The sequence below is a fragment of the Deinococcus sp. YIM 134068 genome, assembly GCF_036543075.1.
Lineage (GTDB): Bacteria > Deinococcota > Deinococci > Deinococcales > Deinococcaceae > Deinococcus > Deinococcus lichenicola.
Genome location: NZ_JAZHPF010000001.1, coordinates 213998 through 236470 on the forward strand (window position 1 = coordinate 213998; position 22473 = coordinate 236470).

General features: G+C 69.0%; 20 protein-coding genes. 9 read left to right on the forward strand and 11 right to left on the reverse strand.

Annotation, left to right across the window (positions count from 1 at the left end):
- The first annotated feature begins 39 nt into the window (after positions 1-39).
- The 4 genes from V3W47_RS01195 (at position 40) to coaD (ending at position 2929) form a co-directional block, all read left to right on the forward strand.
- Positions 40-1191, forward strand: coding sequence for a S1C family serine protease (locus V3W47_RS01195; RefSeq protein ID WP_331823318.1), 1152 nt, complete (start codon positions 40-42; stop codon positions 1189-1191).
- Between the two features lie 188 nt (positions 1192-1379).
- Positions 1380-1820 (forward strand): superoxide dismutase, encoded by a 441-nt coding sequence (locus V3W47_RS01200; RefSeq protein ID WP_331823319.1) that lies wholly within the window; start codon positions 1380-1382, stop codon positions 1818-1820.
- A gap of 39 nt (positions 1821-1859) precedes the next feature.
- Complete coding sequence (locus tag V3W47_RS01205; RefSeq protein WP_331823320.1) at positions 1860-2405, forward strand: RsmD family RNA methyltransferase; 546 nt, start codon at positions 1860-1862, stop codon at positions 2403-2405.
- Positions 2402-2929: a pantetheine-phosphate adenylyltransferase gene (gene coaD, locus V3W47_RS01210; protein ID WP_331823321.1), complete on the forward strand. Its 528-nt coding sequence runs from the start codon at positions 2402-2404 to the stop codon at positions 2927-2929. Before V3W47_RS01205 ends, coaD begins: the two co-directional genes overlap by 4 nt.
- A 50-nt stretch (positions 2930-2979) precedes the next feature.
- Here the strand turns inward: coaD and metK are convergent, their stop codons facing one another.
- Complete coding sequence (gene metK / locus V3W47_RS01215; RefSeq protein ID WP_331823322.1) at positions 2980-4221, reverse strand: methionine adenosyltransferase; 1242 nt, start codon at positions 4219-4221, stop codon at positions 2980-2982.
- A gap of 383 nt (positions 4222-4604) precedes the next feature.
- Here metK and V3W47_RS01220 point away from each other — a divergent pair, with 383 nt between their 5' ends.
- The 3 genes from V3W47_RS01220 to V3W47_RS01230 all read left to right on the forward strand — a co-directional run bounded on the left by V3W47_RS01220 (position 4605) and on the right by V3W47_RS01230 (position 9013).
- Positions 4605-7232: a S8 family serine peptidase gene (locus V3W47_RS01220; protein ID WP_331823323.1), complete on the forward strand. Its 2628-nt coding sequence runs from the start codon at positions 4605-4607 to the stop codon at positions 7230-7232.
- A gap of 151 nt (positions 7233-7383) precedes the next feature.
- Positions 7384-8484 carry an IS4 family transposase gene (locus V3W47_RS01225; protein ID WP_442877193.1) on the forward strand — a complete coding sequence of 367 codons (1101 nt, stop codon included), beginning with the start codon at positions 7384-7386 and terminating at the stop codon, positions 8482-8484.
- A 25-nt stretch (positions 8485-8509) separates the two neighbouring features.
- Complete coding sequence (locus V3W47_RS01230; protein ID WP_331823324.1) at positions 8510-9013, forward strand: hypothetical protein; 504 nt, start codon at positions 8510-8512, stop codon at positions 9011-9013.
- Between the two features lie 79 nt (positions 9014-9092).
- Here V3W47_RS01230 and V3W47_RS01235 read toward each other — a convergent pair whose 3' ends face one another.
- The 6 genes from V3W47_RS01235 to V3W47_RS01260 form a co-directional block, all read right to left on the reverse strand.
- Complete coding sequence (locus V3W47_RS01235) at positions 9093-9803, reverse strand: ABC transporter ATP-binding protein (protein WP_331823325.1); 711 nt, start codon at positions 9801-9803, stop codon at positions 9093-9095.
- Positions 9803-10582, reverse strand: coding sequence for an ABC transporter ATP-binding protein (locus V3W47_RS01240; protein WP_331823326.1), 780 nt, complete (start codon positions 10580-10582; stop codon positions 9803-9805). The genes V3W47_RS01235 and V3W47_RS01240 overlap by 1 nt, the downstream gene beginning before the upstream one ends.
- The gene (locus tag V3W47_RS01245) at positions 10579-11514 is read right to left on the reverse strand and encodes a branched-chain amino acid ABC transporter permease (protein WP_331823327.1); all 936 of its coding nucleotides are present in this window, start codon (positions 11512-11514) and stop codon (positions 10579-10581) included. The genes V3W47_RS01240 and V3W47_RS01245 overlap by 4 nt, the downstream gene beginning before the upstream one ends.
- A 1-nt stretch (position 11515) precedes the next feature.
- Complete coding sequence (locus V3W47_RS01250) at positions 11516-12490, reverse strand: branched-chain amino acid ABC transporter permease (protein ID WP_331823328.1); 975 nt, start codon at positions 12488-12490, stop codon at positions 11516-11518.
- 87 nt (positions 12491-12577) lie between these two features.
- On the reverse strand, positions 12578-13735 hold the full coding sequence (locus V3W47_RS01255; protein WP_331823329.1) for an ABC transporter substrate-binding protein: 1158 nt from the start codon (positions 13733-13735) through the stop codon (positions 12578-12580).
- A gap of 224 nt (positions 13736-13959) precedes the next feature.
- Positions 13960-15099, reverse strand: a complete 1140-nt coding sequence (locus V3W47_RS01260) for an acyl-CoA dehydrogenase family protein (RefSeq protein ID WP_331823330.1) — start codon at positions 15097-15099, stop codon at positions 13960-13962.
- 143 nt (positions 15100-15242) lie between these two features.
- Here V3W47_RS01260 and V3W47_RS01265 point away from each other — a divergent pair, with 143 nt between their 5' ends.
- Entirely contained in the window at positions 15243-16508 is a 1266-nt protein-coding gene (locus V3W47_RS01265) for an MFS transporter (RefSeq protein WP_331823331.1), read from the forward strand.
- A gap of 382 nt (positions 16509-16890) precedes the next feature.
- Here the strand turns inward: V3W47_RS01265 and V3W47_RS01270 are convergent, their stop codons facing one another.
- Positions 16891-17955, reverse strand: a complete 1065-nt coding sequence (locus V3W47_RS01270; protein WP_331823332.1) for a lipid II:glycine glycyltransferase FemX — start codon at positions 17953-17955, stop codon at positions 16891-16893.
- 101 nt (positions 17956-18056) lie between these two features.
- Here V3W47_RS01270 and V3W47_RS01275 point away from each other — a divergent pair, with 101 nt between their 5' ends.
- The gene (locus tag V3W47_RS01275; RefSeq protein ID WP_331823333.1) at positions 18057-19127 is read left to right on the forward strand and encodes a peptidylprolyl isomerase; all 1071 of its coding nucleotides are present in this window, start codon (positions 18057-18059) and stop codon (positions 19125-19127) included.
- A 60-nt stretch (positions 19128-19187) separates the two neighbouring features.
- On the opposite strand, the gene V3W47_RS01280 is transcribed toward V3W47_RS01275, so the two are convergent.
- From V3W47_RS01280 to argJ, 3 genes are all read right to left on the reverse strand, one after another.
- Positions 19188-19940 carry a TspO-related membrane protein gene (locus V3W47_RS01280; protein ID WP_331823334.1) on the reverse strand — a complete coding sequence of 251 codons (753 nt, stop codon included), beginning with the start codon at positions 19938-19940 and terminating at the stop codon, positions 19188-19190.
- 56 nt (positions 19941-19996) lie between these two features.
- Positions 19997-20773, reverse strand: a complete 777-nt coding sequence (locus V3W47_RS01285; protein ID WP_331823335.1) for a hypothetical protein — start codon at positions 20771-20773, stop codon at positions 19997-19999.
- A gap of 487 nt (positions 20774-21260) precedes the next feature.
- On the reverse strand, positions 21261-22436 hold the full coding sequence (gene argJ, locus V3W47_RS01290) for a bifunctional glutamate N-acetyltransferase/amino-acid acetyltransferase ArgJ (protein ID WP_331823336.1): 1176 nt from the start codon (positions 22434-22436) through the stop codon (positions 21261-21263).
- Between the last annotated feature and the right edge of the window lie 37 nt (positions 22437-22473).

Genomic DNA, 22473 nt, shown 5'->3' on the forward strand with positions numbered 1-22473 from the left:
CTCCACAGACTCGGCCCGCGCGAACACGCACACTAGGGCATGAGCGCCCTGCGTCCCGCCGCCGTCCGTGGCCTGACCGTGCTGACCGCCCTGCTGCTCGGTGGCGCGACCGTCCACGCGCAGACCGCCGCCCCCTCCTCCCCGGCCACGACGCCCGCCCAGCGCCGCGCCGCCGCGCCCGCGCCGCTGAGTTCGTCGGAGACGACGGCGCTGACCGCCCTCTACCGTAAGCTGCGCCCGGCGGTGTTGCGGATCGAGGACTGCCCGCCCAACAACTGCCGCGAGCCGAACGGCGTGGGCACGGCCTTCCACATCGGCGACGGCTACGCGCTGACCGCCTATCACGTCATCTTCGCCTCCAAGACGCTGAGCGCGCAGACGGTGGACCGCAAGCGGTACGCGGTGCAGGTCATCGGCTACGACGATCAGTCCGACCTCGCGCTCATCCGGGTCAACCTCCCCGCCTCCACGCCCGCGCTGCCGCTCGCCGAGAACCGGCCCAGGGTGGGGGACCCGGCGCTCGCCATCGGGAACGGGGCCGGGGAGTTCCTGGTGTCCAAGACCGGGCGGCTGACGGGGCTGGACAGCGACGCGGGGCGCGCGGACTTCCCGCCGGGCACGCTGGAGCTGAACGCGCCACTCGTGCCCGGCGACAGCGGCGGGCCGATCATCAACGCGCGGGGCGAGGCGGTCGGCGTGGTGAGCTATATCAGCGTGGAAGGCCGGACGGCGAGCGGACCGCGCATCACCGCCTACGCCGTGCCCGTCACGCAGACGGACGCGAAGCTCACGGCCCTACGCAAGGGCGTGAAGCTGGACGCGCCCGTGATCGGCATTGGCCTCGCGCCGCAGCTTGAGGCCGCCTTCGCGCTGCCCGCCGAGGCGTTCCCGGAGATCAGCCGCTACTTCGACCTCGGCAACACGCCGGGGGCCTTCTTCACCAGCGTCTCGCCCGGCAGCCCCGCCGCCCGCGCGGGCCTCCAGCCCCTCACCCTCAACGATCAGGGCAAGCGTATCTCCGGCGACATCGTGACGGCGGTGAACGGCAGGACCATCGCCAACTTCTCGGACTTCCAGTTCGCGGTGCGCCGCTACCGCCCCGGCGAGACCATCACCCTGAGCGTCCTGCGCGGCGGCAGGAAGATCGAACTCAAGCTCGTGCTGGCGGCGAGGCCGGAGATCGGGAACTGAAGAGGGCGGGAATCAAAGAGAGAAGGAGCGGAGGACGACCTAGCGCCGGAGGGGACCTTTCCCCGTCCGGCGCTTCACCTTTCGCCCACAATGCGCGGGGGCAGACACTGTTGAGCTTGAGCGGGAGAGCAGACTGGCCGGGTCCAGCACTTCGACATGAAGCGTTCTTGCCCCAGGGAGGCTCCACCATGCCCAGGCTCCTCGCGCTCGCTCTGCCCCTCGTCCTCGGTTCCTGCACCATGATGATGGGGAGTAATTACACCCTCGGCAAACAGCCCGCCGCCGGGGACCTGACGCCGGGCGGCACCGTGACGAGCCGGATGTCCGGCGACATGGTGATGACCAACGCGCGGGTAATGGGGCTGCGGCCCAATCAGTTCTACGTGGCCCACTACCACACCCAGGGCGCGGCCAGCACCGACCCATGCAGCAGCGGCGGCCCGGCCATCATGAGCAGCAAGGTCGTCGGGCAGACGGACGCAGGCGGGATGCTTACCCTGACGGGCAGCGTGGCCCGCGCGGACGTGATGAACGCGACCTACTTCAACGTCCACACGGCCAGCGACGCCCAGGGCACGCCCGCCGACCCCGGCGTGGCCTGCACCGCCGTCCGCATGGCGGGGATGTAGCCTCCCTCTCACCCGCGCCCCTGCGTTACCCTGCCTCCCATGAGCCTGAGAATCCTGGGCGGCAGCGCGAAGGGCCGCGCGATTCAGGTGCCCCCGAGCGCCCGGCCCAGTGGGGCACGGCTGCGAAAAAGCCTCTTCGACCTGCTCACCACCCGGCAGCCGGAGGGCACCTTCCTCGACCTCCACGGCGGCAGCGGGGCGGTCGGCCTGGAGGCGGCCAGCCGGGGCTACACGGTCACGCTGGTGGAGAAAGACACCCGCGCCGTCCGCACGCTGGAGGACAACGCCCGACTCCTGGGGCTGGGCGTGCGCGTCCTGCGGGGCGACGCCGAGGCCTTGCTCCCGCGTTTGGGCGAGTTCGACGTGGTGTTCAGCGACCCGCCCTACGTGCAGGACATCGGGCGGCTGACGCTGCGGCTCCTCGCCTCCGGGATCGTCGCGCCCGGCGGGCTGCTCGTATGCCAGCATCCGGGGCAGGTGCGTCTGCCCCCACACCCCGACTTTGGGCACGAGGAGCGCGTGTACGGCAGCAACGTCCTCACGCTGTACACCCGGCCCGGCGGCGATACACTCGGCCCCACATGAACGCCGTCTTCCCCGGCTCCTTCGACCCGATCACGAGTGGGCATATGGACGTGCTCACGCGGGCGTCGCGCATCTTCGACCACGTGACCGTGACCGTCATGCACAACGCGCGCAAGCAGGGCCGCCACCTGTTCGACCTCGACGAGCGGCTGGAGATTCTGCGGCAGGCGACCGCCCACTTTCCCAACGTCAGCGTGGACAGCTTCGGCGGCCTGCTCGTGGACTACATGCGCCAGCAGCAGAAGGGGATCATCGTGCGCGGCCTGCGGGCAGTCAGCGACTACGAGTATGAGCTTCAGATCGCTCACCTCAACCGTCAGATCGGCGAGGTGGAGACGGTCTTCATCATGGCGGCGACCCGCTGGAGCTTCGTCAGTTCCACGATGGTCCGCGAGATTGCCAGCTACGGCGGCGACATCTCCGAGATGGTGCCCCGCGCCTCGGCGGCGGCGTTGCGGCGCAAGTTCGCCCAGCAGTACGGGGAACGGGACGAGGAGATGAGGGGGTCGCAGACGGGGGGGTGAAAGAGAGAAGGCCGAGTCCTCCCCCGACCCGGCCCCCTTCCCCCTGACGCTTAAACGAGTTCCCTGTGCCCCTCTGCCGCCCTCTTCAGCCCCTCCGCCCGGTCGGTCTGCTCCCACGGAAAGTCCGCGCGCCCGAAGTGGCCGTAGGCCGCCGTCTGCGCGTAGATCGGACGGCGCAGGTCGAGCTGGGCGATGATCGCCTGGGGCCGGGCGTCGAAGTGTCCGCGCACAAGATCGGCGAGGAGGTCGTCGCTCACCGCGCCCGTGCCGTAGGTGTCTACCCGCAGGGAGACGGGGTGCGCCCGCCCGATGGCGTAGGCGATCTCCACGAGGGCGCGCCGCGCGAGGCCCGAGGCGACCACGTTCTTGGCGATGTAGCGGGCGTAGTAGGCCGCCGAACGGTCCACCTTCGTGGGGTCCTTGCCGCTGAACGCGCCGCCGCCGTGGGGCACCGCCCCGCCGTAGGTATCCACGATGATCTTGCGCCCGGTCAGGCCCGTGTCCCCGTGCGGCCCGCCCAGCACGAACTTGCCGCTGGGGTTGATGAAGTACTTCGTCTCGTCCGTCAGCAGCTCTGCTGGGATCACCGCGCGGATGACGTGCTCGATCATGTCCGCGCGAATTCTCTCCTGGGTCACGTCCTCGCCGTGCTGGGTGGAGATGACCACCGTGTCCACGAAGGTCTGCGTGGCCTCATGGACGCCCGCCGCGTTGGCCGGAAGGTCGCGCACGACCGTCACCTGGGCCTTCGCGTCGGGGCGGAGGTAGGGCAGCGCGCCCGTCTTGCGAAGCTCCGCGAGCCGCCGCGTCAGCCCATGCGCGAGGCTGATCGGCAGCGGCATCAGCTCGGGCGTCTCGTCGGTCGCGTAGCCGAACATCAGGCCCTGGTCGCCCGCGCCGACCTCCGAGAAGCGGTTCTCCGGGCGGGCGCGCTCGGCGGGGGTCATCGCGCGCCACTCCTCGGAGTGGTCCACGCCCCCGGCGATGTCGGGCGACTGCTCGTGGATGGTGGTCAGCACGGCGCTGTATTCGGCGTCGAAGCCGTAGATCGCCCGCGTGTACCCGACCGCCTTGACGGCCTCGCGCACGATCTTCTGCACGTCCACATGGGCACGCTCGGCCCGCACCTCGCCCGCCACGACCGCCATGCCCGTCGTCACGAGCGTTTCCACCGCCACGCGGCTTTCCGGCTCCTGCCGCAGAAACTCGTCGAGCAGGCTATCCGAGATGAAATCGGCCAGCTTGTCCGGGTGGCCTTCCGACACCGACTCCGACGTATAGAACTTGCGCATGTCTCCACTCCTGTGCGCGCGGGGGGGCGTCTCACAGAACGGGGCCTGGAGAGGGATGCCGCCCCTGGTGTCCCCGCACGTGGCCCGCCCCACGGGAGGGGCGGCACCGGCGCAGCCTAACGTACGGGCGCGGACACGAAAAGGACGAAAGGCGGCGATTTCCCCCTCAGTGCCCCCGCGTGAGGGGAGGCACCCCATCTTCATGAGAAGCTGACGAACGAGATTCACGTTTCTTAGTCTTCGGCGACCTTATATTTCGCGGGCAGACACAGCACACAGAGCAGACAGCCGTTATCCAGGTACACGAGACATGAGAGGTGGGACCCCCACGGTCCCGCGTCCCACTGGGGGAAGGGCGCGTCACGCCCTCCCGAGGAGAACCCATGCCCTCAACGTCGTTCAAGCGCGGCACCGCCCTCACCCTCCTTTCGCTCACCCTGGCTGCCTGCGGAACGCAGCAGACGAGCACGCCGGGCGCGGCGGCCCCGTCGGATCAGGCCCAACTCGGTGCCCTGTCCACGGCCACCACCGCCGCCCAGAACGAGACCCCCCAGCTCTGGTTCGTGGAACTCGGGGAGCGGCCCACGAGCAAGGGCGGCAACGGCGCGGCCATCGCCCGCGAGAAACAGGCCTTCCGCGAGCAGGCCCGGGCGGCGGGCGTGAAGTTCCAGGAGCGCCTGACCTTCGAGCGGCTGTGGAACGGGCTGTCGGTGCGGGTGAAGCCCTCGGAGCTGGGCAAGCTCAAGGACCTGTCCACGGTGCGCGGCGTGTACCCGGTGCTGAACGTCACGCTGCCCGAGGAGCAGATCGTCAACGAGCCGGAACTCGCCACCGCCCTCGCCCAGACCGGGGCCGACGTGGCGCAAAACGAACTCGGCCTGACCGGCAGGGGCGTCAAGGTCGCGGTGATGGACACCGGCATCGATCTCGAACACCCCGACTTCCGGGGCCGGATCGTGGCGGGCTACGACTTCGTGGGCGACGCCTTCACGGGGGCGAACGAGCCGGTGCCCGGCCAGGACACTCCGGACGACTGCGGCGGCCACGGCACCCACGTCGCGGGAATCGTCGGGGCGAAGGCCGCCTCCGCCGGTGGGGCGACGGGTGTGGCCCCCGACGTGCAGCTCGGGGCCTACCGCGTCTTCGGCTGCGAGGGGTCCACCCAGACCGACATCATGATCCAGGCGATGGAGCGCGTGCTCGCCGACGGCATGGACGTGCTGAACATGTCCATCGGCGCGGCCTTCCAGTCGTGGCCGCAGTACCCCACCGCCATCGCGGCGAGCAATCTGGTGGACCAGGGCGTCGTGGTCGCCGCCTCCATCGGCAACTCGGGGACGGGCGGCGCGTTCGCGGCGGGGGCACCCGGCGTGGGCGAGAAGGTCATCGGCGTGGCGTCCTTCGACAACACGCACGTGCTGCTGAGCGAGTTCACGCTCTCCCCGGATGGCCGCAAGATCGGCTACCAGGCCGCCTCGCCCTCGCCCACCGCGCCCACCTCGGGCAGCCTCGTCTTCGCCCGCACCGGGACGCCGACGAGCGCCGCCGACGCCTGCACGGCCCTTCCGGCGAACTCGCTGGCGGGCAAGGTCGTCCTGATCCGGCGCGGCGGCTGCACCTTCTACCAGAAGGCCCTCACCGCCCAGCAGGCGGGGGCGGCGGCGGTGGTGCTGTACAACAACGCGGCGGGGCCGCTCGCCGCCAGCGTGACGGGCACGCCCGCCATCACGATTCCCGTGGTGGGCATCTCGGACACGGACGGGGCGCTGATCGACAGCCGCGTCGCGGCGGGCGAGACCACCTTGACCTGGACGCCGAACCAGGGCAGCTACCGCAACCCCACCGGGAACCTGATCTCCAGCTTCTCCTCCTACGGCCTGGCCGCCGACCTGAGCCTGAAGCCCGACCTGGGCGCTCCGGGCGGCCTGATCCGCTCGACCTGGCCGCTCACCCTGCCGGGCGGGGGGTACAACACCATCAGCGGCACCAGCATGTCCTCGCCCCACGTGGCGGGCGCGGTCGCCCTGCTGCTTCAGGCCAAGCGCCAGGCGGGCCAGACCATTCGGGCCGCCGACGTGCGCGGGCTGCTTCAGAACACGGCGTCGCCCCGGGCGTGGTCGGGCCTGGGCAGCGGCCCCTACCTCGACATGGTGCATCGCCAGGGCGCGGGCATGATCGACATCGTGAGGGCGGTGAACACGGCGGCGACCGTCACGCCGAGCAAGCTCTCGCTGGGCGAAAGCGAGGGCGGCGCGAGCAGGACGCAGACCCTGACCGTCACCAACACCGGCACGCGTCCGGTGACCTACACCCTGTCGCACGCCGGGGCGCTCAGCACGACGGGCAACTACACCGTGAGCTTCGCCCACACGCCCGCCAGCGTGAGCTTCAGCACGGGCACCGTCACCGTGCAGCCGGGCGGCAGCGCGACCGTCGACGTGACGGTCACCCCGAACGGCGCGGACCTCAGCCAGTACGGCGGCTACGTGGTATTCACGCCGCAGGGCGCGGGTACGACGCTGCGGGTGCCCTACGCGGGCTTCAAGGGCGACTACCAGGCGCTCAAGGTCCTGACCCTCGAGCCTCGCCTCGCCCGCGCGAACGCCGACGGCACCTTCGCGCCCACCGGGGGAGCGGCCACCTTCACCCTTCAGGACGGGGACGTGCCGTACTTCCTGCTGCACCTCGACCACTTCGCCCGCTTCCTGAAGATGGACGTGTACGACGCCGCGAGCGGCAAGCCCGTGCATCCCCAGTTCTTCAACCTGCTCACCCAGGAGTACCTGGGCCGCAACAGCACCGCCACCGGCCTCTACGCCTACGACTGGAACGGCACCGTCAGCCACAGCCGGGGCAGCAACGGCGCGGGCAACGACAAGGACAAGCGCAAGGACGTGCCCAACGGCTCCTACGTCGTCAAGCTCACCGTCCTCAAGGCCCTGGGCGACGAGAACAACCCCGCCCACCTGGAAACCTGGACCTCGCCCGTCATCACCGTCGCGCGGCCCTGAATCAAGCCCTCTCCAGACGCAGTTCCTCCACCGTGGGGAGCTGCGTCTTCCTTTTGGCGACAGGGAGACAAGTGACGCTCAGTACCTGACAGGTTGAGACCAATGGCGTCTAGGACGCAAAACGGCACGACAAAGGGCGGCAAAAGGGGGTGTGATTGCTCCCAGTGCCGCCCGCTCGCATGTTGACACGTTCGCCGCCTACCTCAAAGAACGGCTCGCCCACCACCGCAGCGACACTCTGCGCCGAGTGGCCGAGGTGCTGTTCGGCATCATCCAGGCCGAGTCCACGCTGCACCGCAAGATCGCCCTGCACATCGACCGAGCAGCGTCACAGGCGTCCATCACCCGCATGGTCGCCCGCACCTTCCACGAGACGCACCTCAGCCCGCAGGACGTCTACGACGTCCTGCTCCCGCTGCTCCCCACGGGCAAGCTTACCTTCGTCCTGGATCGCACCAACTGGAAGCTCGGAGAACACGACCTCAATCTGCTGGTGCTCGGCGTGACCTTGGGTGACGTCGTATTGCCCTTGAACTGGAAGGTGCTGCCGCATGGCGGCAGCAGTGAGATGCGGACCCGGATGTTTCTCGTCGGCCAACTCCTGAAGCGTCTCCCCGCGCGACGCTGGGCCGTGCTGATTGCGGATCGAGAGTTCGTCGGGCAGGAGTGGTTCACCTTTCTGCGTGATCGCGGCATCAAACGGTGCATTCGGATTCGAGAAAACACCGTGCTGGACGACAGCCCGGCACGTGACCACTTTCAGAACCTCCAGCCCGGAGAGGTCCGGGGCCTGTTCGAGCGGGCCTGGGTCTATGGCAGTCGGATGCAGGTGGGAGTGACGCTCTCCACGCGTGGAGAGCGCGTCCTGGTCGCCTCAGATTTGTCCCTTTGGGACACGCTGTTCACCTACCGTCGCCGTTGGGACATTGAATGCACCTTTTCAGCCATGAAAACGCGCGGTCTCAACTTGGAGCAGACCCACATGACCCGGCCTGATCGCCTCTCGCGCCTCTTCGGGCTGCTCAGCCTCGCGCTGGCCTGGATGGTCAGGATCGGCACGTGGCGCGCGGAACAGCAAGCCATTCCCCGTAAGAAGCACGGTCGCCCGGCCTGGAGCCGGGCGAGCTACGGTCGTGAACTGCTATGTACAGCCTTGCGCTGGGGGAAAACCACGTTCTACACGTACTTTGACCTGCTTAAGTCCCCTTTTTCCGCTCCTGGACAGCAAGAAGCTCAACCTGTCAGGTACTGAGCAAGTGACGTTCTAAGCTGCGGACGTGCCCGCCGCCGATCTGCCGACCGAAGCTCTGACGCTCGCCTGGGCCGTTCAGGTTGGGGCTGCGACCTGGGAGGAGGTGGTGGCGTGGGCGGATGCATGGATTTTGAGGTTGAGCGCGCCAACCGAAGACTTGCTGGAACTGAGCTTGAGCGCGAGGAAACCGAACGAGGCGTTCACGTTGCTACGGAGGCTCGCACAAAGGGGAGACCCGGACGCGGCTCTGTCCATGCTCGCCTGGAAACTGCGGGACGGTATTGATTGGCAGCGGATCAACGCTGTGGTCCTGGCGAGCCACTTGGCAGATATGGCTGCCCTCAGCCTGGACGAGGAACCCGACGACGTTCGCCTGCCACCACTGCCTCCCGGCTTCCGTGAGGCTGCCTGGGAACTCTACTCCATCGCCGACCAACGCAGCTTCTGGCTTGAGGAGGGTGTGGATAGGCGAGAGTACGACCGCAATTTGTCTGGGGAAGTTGCCGCCATGTTGCAACGCTTCCTCTGACTCGTCCTCACCCCATCGCCGCCTCTATTCCCTGCGGCAACTCCACCACTCCCTCACTCCTTTCCCCTCCCCCTCACCCCTACCCCCCCAAGTAAGCGTGCAATACCCGCTCGTCGTTCACGAGTTGCGCGCTATCGCCCTGCAAGGTCAGCTGCCCGGCGTCCAGCACGTAGGTCCGGTGGCTCTGGCCCATCGCCAGGCGGGCGTTTTGCTCCACGAGGAGAATCGTCGTGCCCGAGTCGTTGAGCGTGCGGATGATGGCGAAGATTTCGCGGACGATCAGGGGCGCGAGGCCGAGCGAGGGTTCGTCCAGCAGGAGCAGGCGGGGGCGGCTCATCAGCGCGCGGGCGATGGCGAGCATCTGCTGTTCGCCGCCGGAGAGGGTGCCCGCAAGTTGGCCCCGCCGCTCACCCAGCCGGGGAAACCGCTCGTACATCCGCCCGATGTCCGCCCGCACCGACGCCCCATCCCGCCGCGTGTAGGCCCCGAGTTCGAGGTTGTCCTCCACGCTCTGCCGGGCGAGGACCTGCCGCCCCTCCGGACTCTGCGCGATGCCCAGCCTTACCGCCTCGTCGGGGGGCAGGCGGGTGATGTCGCGCCCCGCGAAGGTGATGCGGCCCTCGCGCGGGCGCAGCAGCCGGGATACGGCGCGCAGGGTGGTCGTCTTGCCCGCCCCGTTCGCGCCGATGAGCGTCACGACCTCGCCCTCCTCGACGTGGAGGCTCAGATTCCGCACCGCCTGCACGCCGCCGTAGTTCACGCTCAGGTTCTCGATGGTCAGCAGCGCCATTACTCGCCCCCCAGATAGGCCTCGATCACACGCGGGTCGCGCTGGACCGCCGCCGGGTCGCCGATGGCGATGAGTTGCCCGAAGTTCAGCACGGCCACCCGGTCGCACAGGTTCATCACGAGCGGGACGTGGTGTTCGATCACGAGGACGGTGAGGTCGAAGCGGTCGCGCACCTGCCGGATGAAGGCGGTGAGCTGCCCCTTCTCGCTCGTGTTCATGCCCGCCGCCGGTTCGTCCAGCAGCAGGACGCGCGGCTCGGTCGCCAAAGCGCGGGCGATCTCCAGCCGCCGCTGGTCGCCGTAGCTGAAGTTGCCCGCGCTCTCCCCCGCCCGGTCGGCGAGGCCCACGAGGTCGAGCAGCGCCCACGCCCGCTCCTCCACCCGCGCCTCCTCCGCCCGCGCCGTGCCGAAGACGCCCGCCCAGATTCCCGCGTGCGTGCGGACGTGGCAGGCGATCTTCACATTCTCCAGCGCCGTCAGCGCCCGGAAGAGCCGGATGTTCTGGAAGGTGCGGCTCATCCCCAGCGCGGCGACCCGGTGCGGGGCGAGACCCGTCACGCGCTGGCCCCGGTAGGTCAGCGTTCCGGCACTCGGCGGCGTCAGGCCCGTCATCAGATTGAAGAGGGTCGTCTTGCCCGCCCCGTTCGGCCCGATCAGCCCGAAGATTTCGCCCTCCGCCACGTCGAAGCTCACGTCGTTCACGGCGACGAGGCCGCCGAAGCGCCGGGTCAGGCCGCGCGCCTCCAGCACGGTCGTCCGTTCGGTGAGGGTGGCGGTCATGGCGTGCCTCCCTTCACCTCGGGGACGGCGGCGGGTGGACGTTGAGGTGGCCGACTGCGCCGCAGCCGCTCCAACGCGCCGACGATGCCCTGCGGCAGGTACAGGCTCGCCACGACGAGGACCAGCCCGTTGATGACGAGCCGCCAGTCGGCCAGGAAGCGCAGCACCTCGGGCACGGCGGTCAGGAGCGCGCCGCCCACCACCGGCCCCCAGATGTTGCGCGACCCGCCGATCAGCACGAAGGCGAGGATGGCGATGGAGGCGTCGAAGGTGCCCTGCTTGGCATTCCAGGTGTTCAGGAAGGGCGCACTCATCGCCCCGACGATGCCCGCCAGCACCGCGCCGATCACGAAGGCGAGGACCTTGTAGCGGGTCGGCGGCACGCCCATCGCGTCGGCGGCGAGTTCGTCCTCCCGGATGGCGCGGAAGGCCCGGCCCACCCGCGAGCGTTCGAGTTGCCGCGCGAAGAGCAGCGTCAGCGCGAGCAGCGGCCCGAACAACCAGATGTACTGCCAGCGGTCCTGAAAGCCGAACGCCTGCGGGATGCCGAAGATGCCGATGGCCCCGCCTGTGACCGGCAGGTTCAGGCTCACCACCCGCAGAATCTCGACAAAGGCGATGGTCGCCAACGCGAGGTAGATGCCCCGCAGCCGCAGCGCGGGCACCCCGACGACGAGGCCGAGCACCCCGCACACGAGCGCCGCCGCCAGCCATGTCAGCGGGAACATGGCGTTCCCCAGCGACTCGCGCAGGCCCGCGAAGGCCGGATTCGTGAGCGCGATGGCGGCGACGTAGCCCCCCACCGCGTAGAAGCCGGGGCTGGCGAGACTGAGCTGGCCCGCCTGGAGGGGGAAGTACAGGCTCAGGCCGAGCAGCCCCGCCTGCACCATCGTGACGATGAGGAAGCCGTACTGGGCGAGGAAATCTCCCATGTCAGACCTTCTGAATCTGCGTGCGGCCCAGCAGACCCTGCGGACGCACGAGGAGAATGACGAACAACAGGGCGAAGGCCACCGCGTCCTTGTAGGCGCTGTAGTCGGCGGGCACGAACGCCTCCGCCAGCCCGATCACCAACCCGCCCACCACGGCACCGGGAATGCTGCCCAGGCCGCCCAGCACGATGACCGCCAGCCCCTTCAACCCATACGTGACGCCGAAGTACGGCCCCGCCACCCCGAACGCCGTGCCGACGAGCGTGCCCGCCAGCCCGCCGAGGAAGCCCGACAGGAAGAACGTGATCAGGATGAAGCGGTCCACGCTGATGCCGAGCAGGCTCGCCGTGCCGGGACTCTCTGCCACCGCCCGCAGCGCCTTGCCCACCTTCGTGCGCCCGATGACGTACCCCAGCACCGCCAGCATCGCCAGGCTCACCGCGAAGATGATGATTTGTACGGTGCGGATGATGACGACCCGCTCGCCGATCTGGAAGCTGAGAGCGGGCCGCACCTCCCCGTAGGCGTCGGACGGAAAGTTGTAGATTTCCGCCCCCACGAGGAGCTGGATGAGGTTCACGATCACGAGCGCCACGCCGAGGCTGCTCACGAGGGCGAGGAGGGGGTCCGCGCCGCGCGAGCGCATGGGCCGGAACGCCAGCCGCTCCACGAGGACGGCGACCAGCCCCGCCACCGCCGCCCCGATCAGCGTCGCCAGCGCGAACGCCCACGGATTGCCTGACAAGGGAGAGCCGTCCGGGAAGAGGTTCACGCCCTTCAGCAGCCCATTGTTCTCGAACTGCCCGACGACCAGCGTGTAGGTGAAGTACGCGCCCAGCGTGAAGACCGCCCCGTGCGCGAAGTTGATGATCCCGAGGATCGAGAAGACGAGCGTGTACCCCAGCGCGAAGATGGCGTACACGCTGCCGATGGCGAGACCGTTCAGGAGGTTCTGGATGAGTTGGCTCAGTTCCACGGAGGCCCTTTCGTTGGGAAGCTCTCAGCGATCAGCCGTCAGCCATCAGCTTTCTTTTGCTGACCGCTGACGGCTAACGGCTGACGGCTACTTCAGGAAGACGAACGAACCCGTCCGCGCGTCCTTCATCTTGATCTGGGCCACGTAGAAGTCCTTCTGGATGATCTCGCCCTCCTTGTCGAAGCGCAGCTCCCCCAGGGGCGTGTTGTACTTGCCGGCCAGAATCTGCTTGTTCAGGGCCGCCCGCAGCTCGCCGAGGTCCCACTGGGCGAGCTTCTTCTTGCGGTCGATGACCTTCAGCGCCTCCACCATGACCTGCACGCCCGCGTAGGCCTGGGCGGCGAACTGGGGCGGGTCCTTCTTGTACTGGGCGCGGTATTCCTTCACGAACACCTGATTGGCGGCGCTGGGTTGGGCCGGGCTGTACGCCTGCGCGATGATGATGCCGTCGCAGTAGCGCTGGCACACCGGGAAGATGTTGGAGGTGTTCAGGCCGTTGCCGCCGATGATCGACCCCTTGTAGCCCAGTTGCCGGAGCTGCTTGACGAGGTTGCCGCCGTCCGCCGCGAGGCCCGAGATGATCACGAGGTCCACGCCCGCGTTGAGCACCGCCGTCACCTGGGTCGTGAAGTCGGTGTCGGTGGTCTGGAACTTCTGCACGGTGGCGACGTTCAGGCCCTGGGCCTTCGCCGTCTCCTGGAAGGTGCCCGTCTCGGAGGTGGAGAAGGCGTCGTTCTGCGCGTACAGCACGGCGACCTTCTTGATCTTGGGGTCGAGCTTCAGCGCCTGCTTGATCGCGTTGGGGGCGACCACCGCCACGGGAGCGGACACGCGGGCCACGAACTCCCCGATCTGCGGAATGCCTTTGGCCGTGTTGCTCGGCCCCAGCACGGGCACCCGCGCGCGCTCGGCGATGGGGTCGGCGGCGAACGCCTGCTGCGAGAGCGTCGGCCCCACGATGCCGACGACGTTCTCCTTCGTGATCAGGTTCTGGAAGGCGTTGATGGCGCTGTTCTCGTCGCCCGCCGCGTCCTGAAACACGAGCTTGATCGGCGTGCCGTTGATGCCGCCCCGCCCGTTGATGAACCGCTCGGCGAAGCGCGCCCCGATGACCTGCTCCTGCCCCAGCAGCGCCGTGTTGCTCGTCTGGGCGACGGCCACGCCGATGGGCACGGGGGTCTCCACCTTCTGCGCCTGCGAGGCGGTGAGCAGTGCGAGGGAAACAGTGAGGGTGAGTCGTTTCATGGGTCTTCCTCCTGGTCAGTGGTGCGCCCGTGAAGCTGGATTTAGGGTGCGCTCACTATCCGGTGGGGGCGGGGGGAAGTCAAGCGAGGAGGATACAGGCTCCGCGTCGTGTCTGAGCAGGGGAACGAGAATGCAGCGAGGTTGTTTGATGGCACCCCGCCGCAACAGGGGAGGACAAGGAGAAGGAGGCAGACCGTTACGCCTGCCTCCTTCCTCTCCCAATCTCACTTCAACAGGTGACGGCCAATGACCACGCGCTGAATCTCGTTCGTGCCCTCGTAAATCTGGTTGAGCTTCACGTCGCGCAGCAGCTTCTCCACCGGGTACTCGCCGACGTAGCCGTAGCCGCCGTGGACCTGAATGGCCTCGTTCGCCGCGTCGAAGGCCATGTCCGAGCAGTACGCCTTGGCGATGGCCGACTCGTAGCCGTGGGGCAGGCCCCGGTCCACCAGCCACGCGGCCTTCTGGTACATCAGGCGGCCCGTCTCCACGCCCATCGCCATCTCCGCGAGCTTGAATTGAATGGCCTGGAAGCCCGCGATGGGCCTGCCGAACGCCTCCCGTTCCTTCGCATATTTCACGCTCTCGTCGAGCGCGCGGCGGGCGATACCCACCGACCCGGCGGCGACCGGAATGCGCGTCTTGTCGAGCGTCTTCATGGCGATCTTGAAGCCGTCGCCGGGGCCGCCGAGCTGGTTCTCCCTCGGCACGCGCACGTTCTCGAAGACGAGTTCGGAGGTCAGCGAGGCCCGCTGGCCCATCTTGTGCTTGATCTTGTTGTAACTGAAGCCGGGCGCGTCCTTCGGCACCACGAGCGCGACCGTCGCCCCATGCCCGCCCTGCTTGTCGGTGGTGGCGAAGACGACCGTGACCTCGGCCAGCCCACCGTTGCTGATCCACATCTTCGTCCCGTTGATGACCCACTCGTCGCCGTCCAGCACGGCGGTCGTGCCCATCGCGGCGGCGTCCGAGCCGTTGTTGGGTTCGGAGAGGGCGAAGGCGGCGAGCGAGGGCTTCTCGGTCAGCGGCGTGAGGAAGCGCCTCTGCTGCTCCTCGGTCCCGCCGACGAGGATGGGCGTGATGCCGAGTTCGGAGGCCATCAGCACCGTGTAGATGCCCATGCAGCCGTAAGCCAGCTCCTCGCCGATCAGGCACTCGTCCACCATGCCGAGGCCGAGGCCCCCCGCGTGTTCGGGGATGGAGGCGTTCAGGAGGCCGACCTCGAACGCCTTTTCCACCACCTGCCACGGCAGTTCTTCCCGCTGGTCGTACTCGGCGGCGATGGGGATGATCTCGCGGCGGGCGAAGTCGCGGGCGAGTTGCTGAAGCTGCTTTTGCTCGTCGGTCAGCGTGAAGTCGATCATGGGCACCCTCCTGGGGACGGCTCGGGGGAGGTGTGGGCGACCTCACCCCGGCAGACTGGGAAACTCTGGACTGGGTTCAATTTATCACGCCCTTCCTCAACCTCATCGGGTCCCCCCTCCGGCGCAGGACCTATCATCGGCGGATGAACGATGCCCGCCCGCCCGGCACACAACGGCTCTTCTACGGCTGGGTCGTGGTGGGCATCACCGTTCTCGCCCTGCTGATCGCGGCGGGGGCACGCTCCGCGCCGGGCGTCTTCCTGGTGCCGATGGAGGAGTCGCTGGGCCTGAGCCGCAGCACCTTGTCGTTCTCGGTGAGCCTCGGCCTGCTCGTCTTCGGCCTCGCCGCGCCGCTGTCGGGCCGACTGATGGACCGCTTCGGGCCGCGCCGGATCGCCACGGTCGGGCTGCTCCTCGTGGCGCTGAGCTTCGCGTTGACGACGCTCTCACGCTCGGCGCTGGGGCTGCATCTGACGTGGGGCCTGCTGAGCGGGCTGGGTACGGGCCTCGTCGGGAGCGTGCTGGGGGCGACGGTGGCGACGCGCTGGTTCGTGCGGCAGCGCGGCTTGGTGACGGGCATGTTCGGGGCGGCGACGAGCGCGGGGCAACTGCTGTTCATCCCGCTGCTGACGAGCTGGGCACAGGCGAGCGGCTGGACGGGCGGCACATTGGGCATCGCGGCGGTGGCCCTACTTCTCGCCCCACTGGTGTGGTGGCTCCTGCGCGACAGCCCCGCTCAGGTCGGTCTCGCACCAGACGGCGACCCGGTGGCGGCGGGCACCTCCGCGCTGGCCGCCGTCCCGCGCTCGGACCCCGGCGTGATGAGGCGGGCCACGCGAAGCCGCGACTTCTGGCTGCTCGCCGTCACCTTCTTCGTTTGCGGCGCGACGAGCAACGGCATCATCGGCACGCACTTCATCGCGTACTGCGGCGACATGGGCCTCACCGCAGGATTTGCCGCCGGGATGCTGGCGCTGATGGGCGCGTTCAACTTCGTGGGCACGCTCGCCAGCGGGTACTTCACCGACCGGGTGGACCCGCGCTTTCTGCTGGGGCTGTACTACGCCTTCCGGGGCGTGAGCCTCGCGCTGCTGCCCTTCGTGCCGCCGGGCTACGGCCTGACGCTATTCGCGGTGCTGTTCGGGCTGGACTACATCGCCACCGTGCCGCCCACCATCGCCCTGACCGCCGACACCTTCGGGCGGGAGAACGTGGGCACCGTCTACGGCTGGATTTTCTGCTCGCATCAGGTCGGCGCGGCGCTCGCGTCATGGCTGGGGGGCGTCAGCCGTGAGGCGCTGGGCAGCTACGACGCGGCGATGATCGCGGCGGCGATCTTGGCGGGAGCCGGAGCCGTGCTGGCGCTGGGGGTGACGGCACCGGGACGGCGGATTCAGACGAGCGGGTAGGGATGGAAGGGAATTGGGCGATGGAGGTGATCACACGCCCCCTCACCCCGGCCCTCTCCCACGAGGGGAGAGGGAGAAAAACTGCTCAAGCCCTCGCTTTTTAACTCCTCCCCCTTGAACGCCTGATGTGAATTAGAAAATAAGCGTGTCAGATGTACTTTTTGCTCCCTCTCCCCTTGCGGGAGAGGGCTGGGGTGAGGGGTGACGAGCACCGCTCGTCCTCCTGCTAGACGGTAGAAGTACCTCCACCGCCCGATCTGCAATTCACATCAAGCGTCTTGAGGGGGGAGGCCGGGAGGGGGTGAACCGGGCCTGACATCCAGACCCCCTGAGTTGGCCCTCGTTCTTCGCTGGCGGCTGGTCGCTGGCCGCCGACCGCCTCCTACAGCACGTCCTCCGCACTCCCCCGCTTCTTCAGATTGTTCCGCGTCTTGCGCCAGCGCAGCGCCTTCACGATGGCGGGAGCGGCGGGGTTGAGATTCAGGTCGTAGGCGGGATACCAGACGCGGTGTTCCGAGAACTTCAGCTTCATCTTGAAGACGCCGAAGGAGTGCTTGTCCTCGTCCAGACGGCGCGGAATGCCCCAGAAGTCAAAGGTCGTGTAGCCCCGGCGCTTGGCGTCCAGCATGGCGTTCCAGTAGAAGGCGTCGGGCGCTTTGGCGTCCTTGTAGGGCGTGCCGTCCGCGTGGGTGCGGTCGTCGCGGACGCTGCCGCCGAAGAGGTACGAGGTGCCCGTGCCCATCGCCAGGAAGAAGCCCCCGGCGAGAGCTTTCCCCTCGTGGCGGGAGAGAACGAGGTACGCCTCGCCGCCGTGCGCGTTCCCCTCCCGGAGCATCGCCTCATAGTAGGCACGCGGAAAAGCCCCGAGTTTCGCCCGCTCGTTCGTCGCCGTGAAAATGTTCCAGAAGGCGTCGAAATCGTCGTCCCGGCCCGCGACCACGCCGAGTTTCTGTGCGGCGCGGACGTTGCGTCGGGCCATCGAGTGCAGGCCAGTGAACAACTCGTCCTCCGGACGCGTCAGGTCCGCGAGGATGGTGTGTTCGGGCTGCTCGGATTCGGCGCGGCGCAGAGGCCCGTACTCCCCCGGCACGGTCACGCTCCCGTCGGCAAGAACGGGCGAGGGCGGCTCGATCTTGAGGAGGGCGTCGGTGGGTCGGGCCACCTTACGCACCGCCTCCGCGAAGGCGGGCAGCAGTTCCAGCGACTCCAGCGCCGGGCCGCGCGGGGCATAGAGGGTGCTGAGGCCGGGCACCAGCCGCTTGCGGAGGAGCTGCACCGCCCCCACCGTCGCCCCCCCCCGTTGAATGAGGTAGCGGTGGGGCGTCTGACCCAGCACGCGCCTCGCCTCGCCGTACCCCCAGCCTTGCAGGGCGCTGGTCAGGGGCAGCGAGCGCACCGCGTCGTCGTACACGCGCGGGTCGGTGGTGGGCACGAGGGTCAGGCGCATCGGGGCGGATTGTAGCAGGGGGCCAATTGGGGAGGCGGACGCGTGGCCCGGATTCACGCACCGCTCAGGGACAGGTCGGCACCGGGCGCTAGAGTGGGGGGGTGAAACAGAGCATCCTGACGCTCGCCCTGCTGCTCGGCGGCTCGGCCCTGGCCCAGACCACCACGCCGACGCCCGCCACCCCGGCGACGCCGACGCAGAGCGCCCCGGCGACGGCTCCGGCGCAGACCACGCCCGCCCCGGCGGCGACCCCGGCAGCTCCGGCCACCACCACGGCAGCCCCCGCCGCCGACCCTCAGACGGTCGTGGCCGTGGTGGGCACCGAGCGCTTCACGCTGGCGGACTACGAGCGGGCCTTCCGGGTGGCGGTGGCGCGGGTGCTGAACTCCCAGGGGGTGCCGTTCACGACCGACATCCTGCCGGAGTTCGCGCAGGCGCGCGGGGAGTTCCTGCGGCAGTACGCCCGCGACCGCGCCGTGTACCAGCTCGCCCGCCGGGGCACGAGGGTCACGCCCGCCCAGATCGACGAGCAGTTCGCCAAGGCCCGCGAGGGCTTCGAGAACGACGCCGAGTTCGCCGAGGCCCTGACCGCCACGGGCTACACGAACGAGGCCGAGTTGCGCGCCGATCTGGAGCGCCAGACCGTCGTCTCGGCCTACCTCGACCAGATCAAGACCCGCCTGCGCTTCGGGGACGCCATCGTGGGCAGCTTCTACAACTTGAACCGGGCGACCTTCACCCGCCGCGCCGAGTCGTGCGTGAAGCACATCCTCGTCAAGACGCAGGCGGAGGGGCAGACCGTCCTCCGGGACGTGCAGGGCGGCGGGGACTTCGCGGCCATCGCGCGGGAGAAGAGCCAGGACCCCGGCAGCGCGGCGGAGGGCGGCGACCTCGGCTGCGTCGCGCCCGGCGACACGGTGGCCGCGTTCGACCGGGCGGCCTTCAGCGGTCCCGTGAACCAGCCCCAGCTCGTGCAGACCGAGTACGGCTCTCACGTCCTCGTCGTCACGCGGCGCACTCAGGCGGGCCTCGCGCCCCTCACCGAGGTCGCGCCCGTCATCCGCGAGCAGCTCGCCCGCGACGCCGCGCAGAAGTATCTGGACGCCCAGATCGCGCGGCTGAATATCCAGACCACTCCGGCGGCGGTGGCGGCACCCGCAACGAACAGGTAATCAGCCATCAGCGAAGGGGGAAAGGTCGGGTGTGACCTTCCCCTCCTCGTTTGTGTGAGGCTACACCGCAGGTCTCGGCTGACGCGCCGCCCGCACCAGACCCAGGACGACGAGGACGGCGGCGACGACGACTCCCAGAACAACTGTGCCGAGGTCCGGGCGGGCCGCATAGACGCCGTAGAAGGACCAGAGCAGCACCACGGCAAAGGCAGAGTCGCGGAAGCGCACGAGGAAGAACACGCCGAGGAGGGCGGCGATCAGCACGAGGAGCGCCGACCATACGGGGCCGCTCAGCCCGGCGAGGCCGTCCGTCACGCCCCGGCTGACGAGGAAGGCCGTGACGTTGGCGATGGTCGCCACGCTGATCCACCCGAGGTAGAGGCTGGTGGGCAGGGCCAGCGTCAGTCCCTCGACCCCCTGCGGCTTCATCCCGCGCACGTGCAGATAGAGCCAGATCAGGCTTCCGAGCAGCGCGAGCATGATGACGACGCTCGTGCCGTAGTTCAGGCTCTGGAAGGCGAGCAGCCATGCCACGTTCAGCACGTTTACCAGCAGGAAGGGCCAGAACAGCCCGTCGAAGCGCGGCCCACGTTGCGCCGGGAGCGCCTGATACACGGCGAACACGAGCAGGCCGAGGAAGATCGGCCCCCACACCGCGAAGGTCAGCCCGGCGGGCGTGAAGGCGTTCGGCAGGCTGTCGCTGATCTCCTTGTTGGAGTTGCCGAACAGCGGCAGCGCGTTGCTGAGGTAGTTCATCACCAGCGTGAGGACGGTGGCCGCGAGCAGAGTGAGTTGGCGCGGAAGTCCGGTCATGGCTCAGGGTAAAGGGGGGAGGGGTTAGGAGTTAGGGAGGGCATCCGCTTCCGCCTTCAGCGTCGCGTGATCTTCCGCAGTCCGACCGCCAGCACCGCCGAGGCGAGGGGCGCGAGCGAGCGCGTCTCCTGCGCGACGAGTCCGGCACCGAGGGTGCCCACGGCGAGGAGGCGGGCGAGGCGCACCCGCTCGGTGGGGACGAGGGCGGGGGCGCGGTCGCACTTGCTCCGCACGGCGTCCGGCCCGGACAGCACGCCCGGCACCCCCAGCGCGGCGAGGACGAGGAGATCGGCGGCGACGCTCCGGCCCTGGCTCCGGCGCACCCTCGGCAGCAGGCCGGGCGCGGCCACGACCCCCGCCTCCCCCGGCGTGGAGCGGAAGGCGTCGGCACGCCCCGACGACACGCCGAGCGCCGCGCCCGGCAGCAGGGCCGCGACCCGCTCGCCCGTCAGCGCCGACAGTCCCGCCTGACCCGCGAGGGCGGCCACGTCGAGCGCCGTCGGGGCCTGCCCGACCGTCGCCGCCAGCACACGCAGGCCGCTCAGCACGGAAAAGCCCGCCACTGGATTCGGCGTGCCCCCCACGAGCGCCACGAACGCCGCCACGGGCAGCGCCGCACCCGCCGCGTCGGGGTCGTCCGGGTCGAGTTCGCGCGCCGTCGCCCAGCCCAGAAAGGCCGCCGCCCCCACGCCAAGCGCCGACGCGGGGCGGTGCCCGGAGAGCCACGCGGCCACCGCGCTCACCACCGCACCGACGACGACATAGCGGTTGGACGGGAACGAGAAATCCAGCGGTCGGCCCAGCGCCGAGGGTGGGAGCGTGGAGGTGGTCATGGCCCACCGTATCCCTCGCCGGAGAGAGGTGGATGGCGGTTCAGGAAAGGCTCAAGGGTGGGGGCGTGAGGTGGACCTAGCCTCTGCTTTTCGGGCGTCGGTGAAAGGCTGGTGGGAGTTGTTCAATTCGGTTTCTGGGTTGCGGTGCTCGTTCACCTCTCCCAACTTCCTCCTCAAGACGCTTGATGTGAATCAGGAAATAAGCGTATTGGATGTGCTTTTTGCTCCCTCCCTCCTTGTGGGGGAGGGTTGGGGAGGGGGGTGACAAGCGGCGCTCGTCCTCCTGCCGGACAGCGAAAACGCCTCAACTCCCCGATTTGCAACTCACATCAAGAGTTCGAGGGGGAGGGGCTAAAAAACTGACGTGCTCTTTTTCTCCCCCTCCCCTTACGGGTGACTCGGAGAGGTGCGCAGCAGAGGGCTGGGGGGAGGGGTGACAAGCACCGCTCGTTCTGGCATCACAGGGGAGGCCGCGCCGCACTTCCCCTCAGGTCGTGTAGTCCGCGTTGATGCTCACGTACTCGGCGCTCAGGTCGCAGCCCCACGCCTCGCCGCTTGCGCCCCCCACGCCGAGGTCGATCTCGAAGACGACCTCCTCGGCCTTCATGCTGGCGCTCACTGCCGCGTCGTCGTAGGGAAGCGGCTTCCCGGCGAAGACGGGCTGGCCCTGCACGCGGACGGTCATGCGCTCGATGTCCACCGCCGCGCCGCTGCGGCCCACGGCCATGATGACGCGGCCCCAGTTGGGATCGTTGCCGTGGACGGCGCTCTTGAGCAGGGGGCTGACGCAGCAGGTGCGGGCAGCGGTCAGGGCCTCGGCCTCGCTGCGGGCACCGGAGACGCGGACGGTCAGGAGCTTGGTCGCCCCCTCGCCGTCGGCGGCGATCATGCGGGCGAGGTCGCGCATCACTCCCTCCAATGCGGCCAGGAACTCGCCCGCTTCCACCTCCCCGGCCCGCCCGTTCGCCAGCACCACGGCCATGTCGTTCGTGCTCGTGTCGCCGTCCACCGTCACCGCGTTGAAGGTCCGGGCGACGACAGCGGGGAACGCCTCCCGCAACGCCTCCCCGTCCACCCGCGCGTCCGTGAAGGCGAAGGCGAACATCGTCGCCATGTCGGGGTGAATCATGCCGCTGCCCTTCGCCGTGCCGACGATGCGAGCACCCGTGCTCAGTGTGACCGACGCCAACTTGGGGCGCGTGTCGGTCGTCATGATCGCCGAGGCGAAGGGGGCGGCCTCCGTGCCGAGTTCCTCCGGCAGATGCTCCACGCCGCTCAGCACCCGGTCCATCGGCAGGGGGTGGCCGATGATGCCCGTACTTGCGGTCAGCACCGCGTCGGCGTCCACGTTCAGCACGCTCCCCAGCGCGTCGGCCATGTCCACGTTGTCGCGCAGGCCGCGCGCCCCGGTGGCGGCGTTGGCGATGCCCGCGTTCACCACGAGCGCCCGCACCGGCCCGGCCTCGCGGTACAACTCGCGGTTGCGCGTCACGCAGGCCGCCGCCGTCGTGCTGCGGGTGCCCGCGAAGGCCCACGTGCAGTCGGCGTCGCTCACCACACAGCTCAGGTCCGCCTTGCCGCTCGGCTTGATGCCCGCCGCCATCGCCGCCGCCTGAAAGCCCCTGGGAAGAGTTTCTAGAAGGGTCACTCCCGAATCCGTCATGGGGGCATGGTAGCCGGAGCGCGCGGGCTGACCGCCA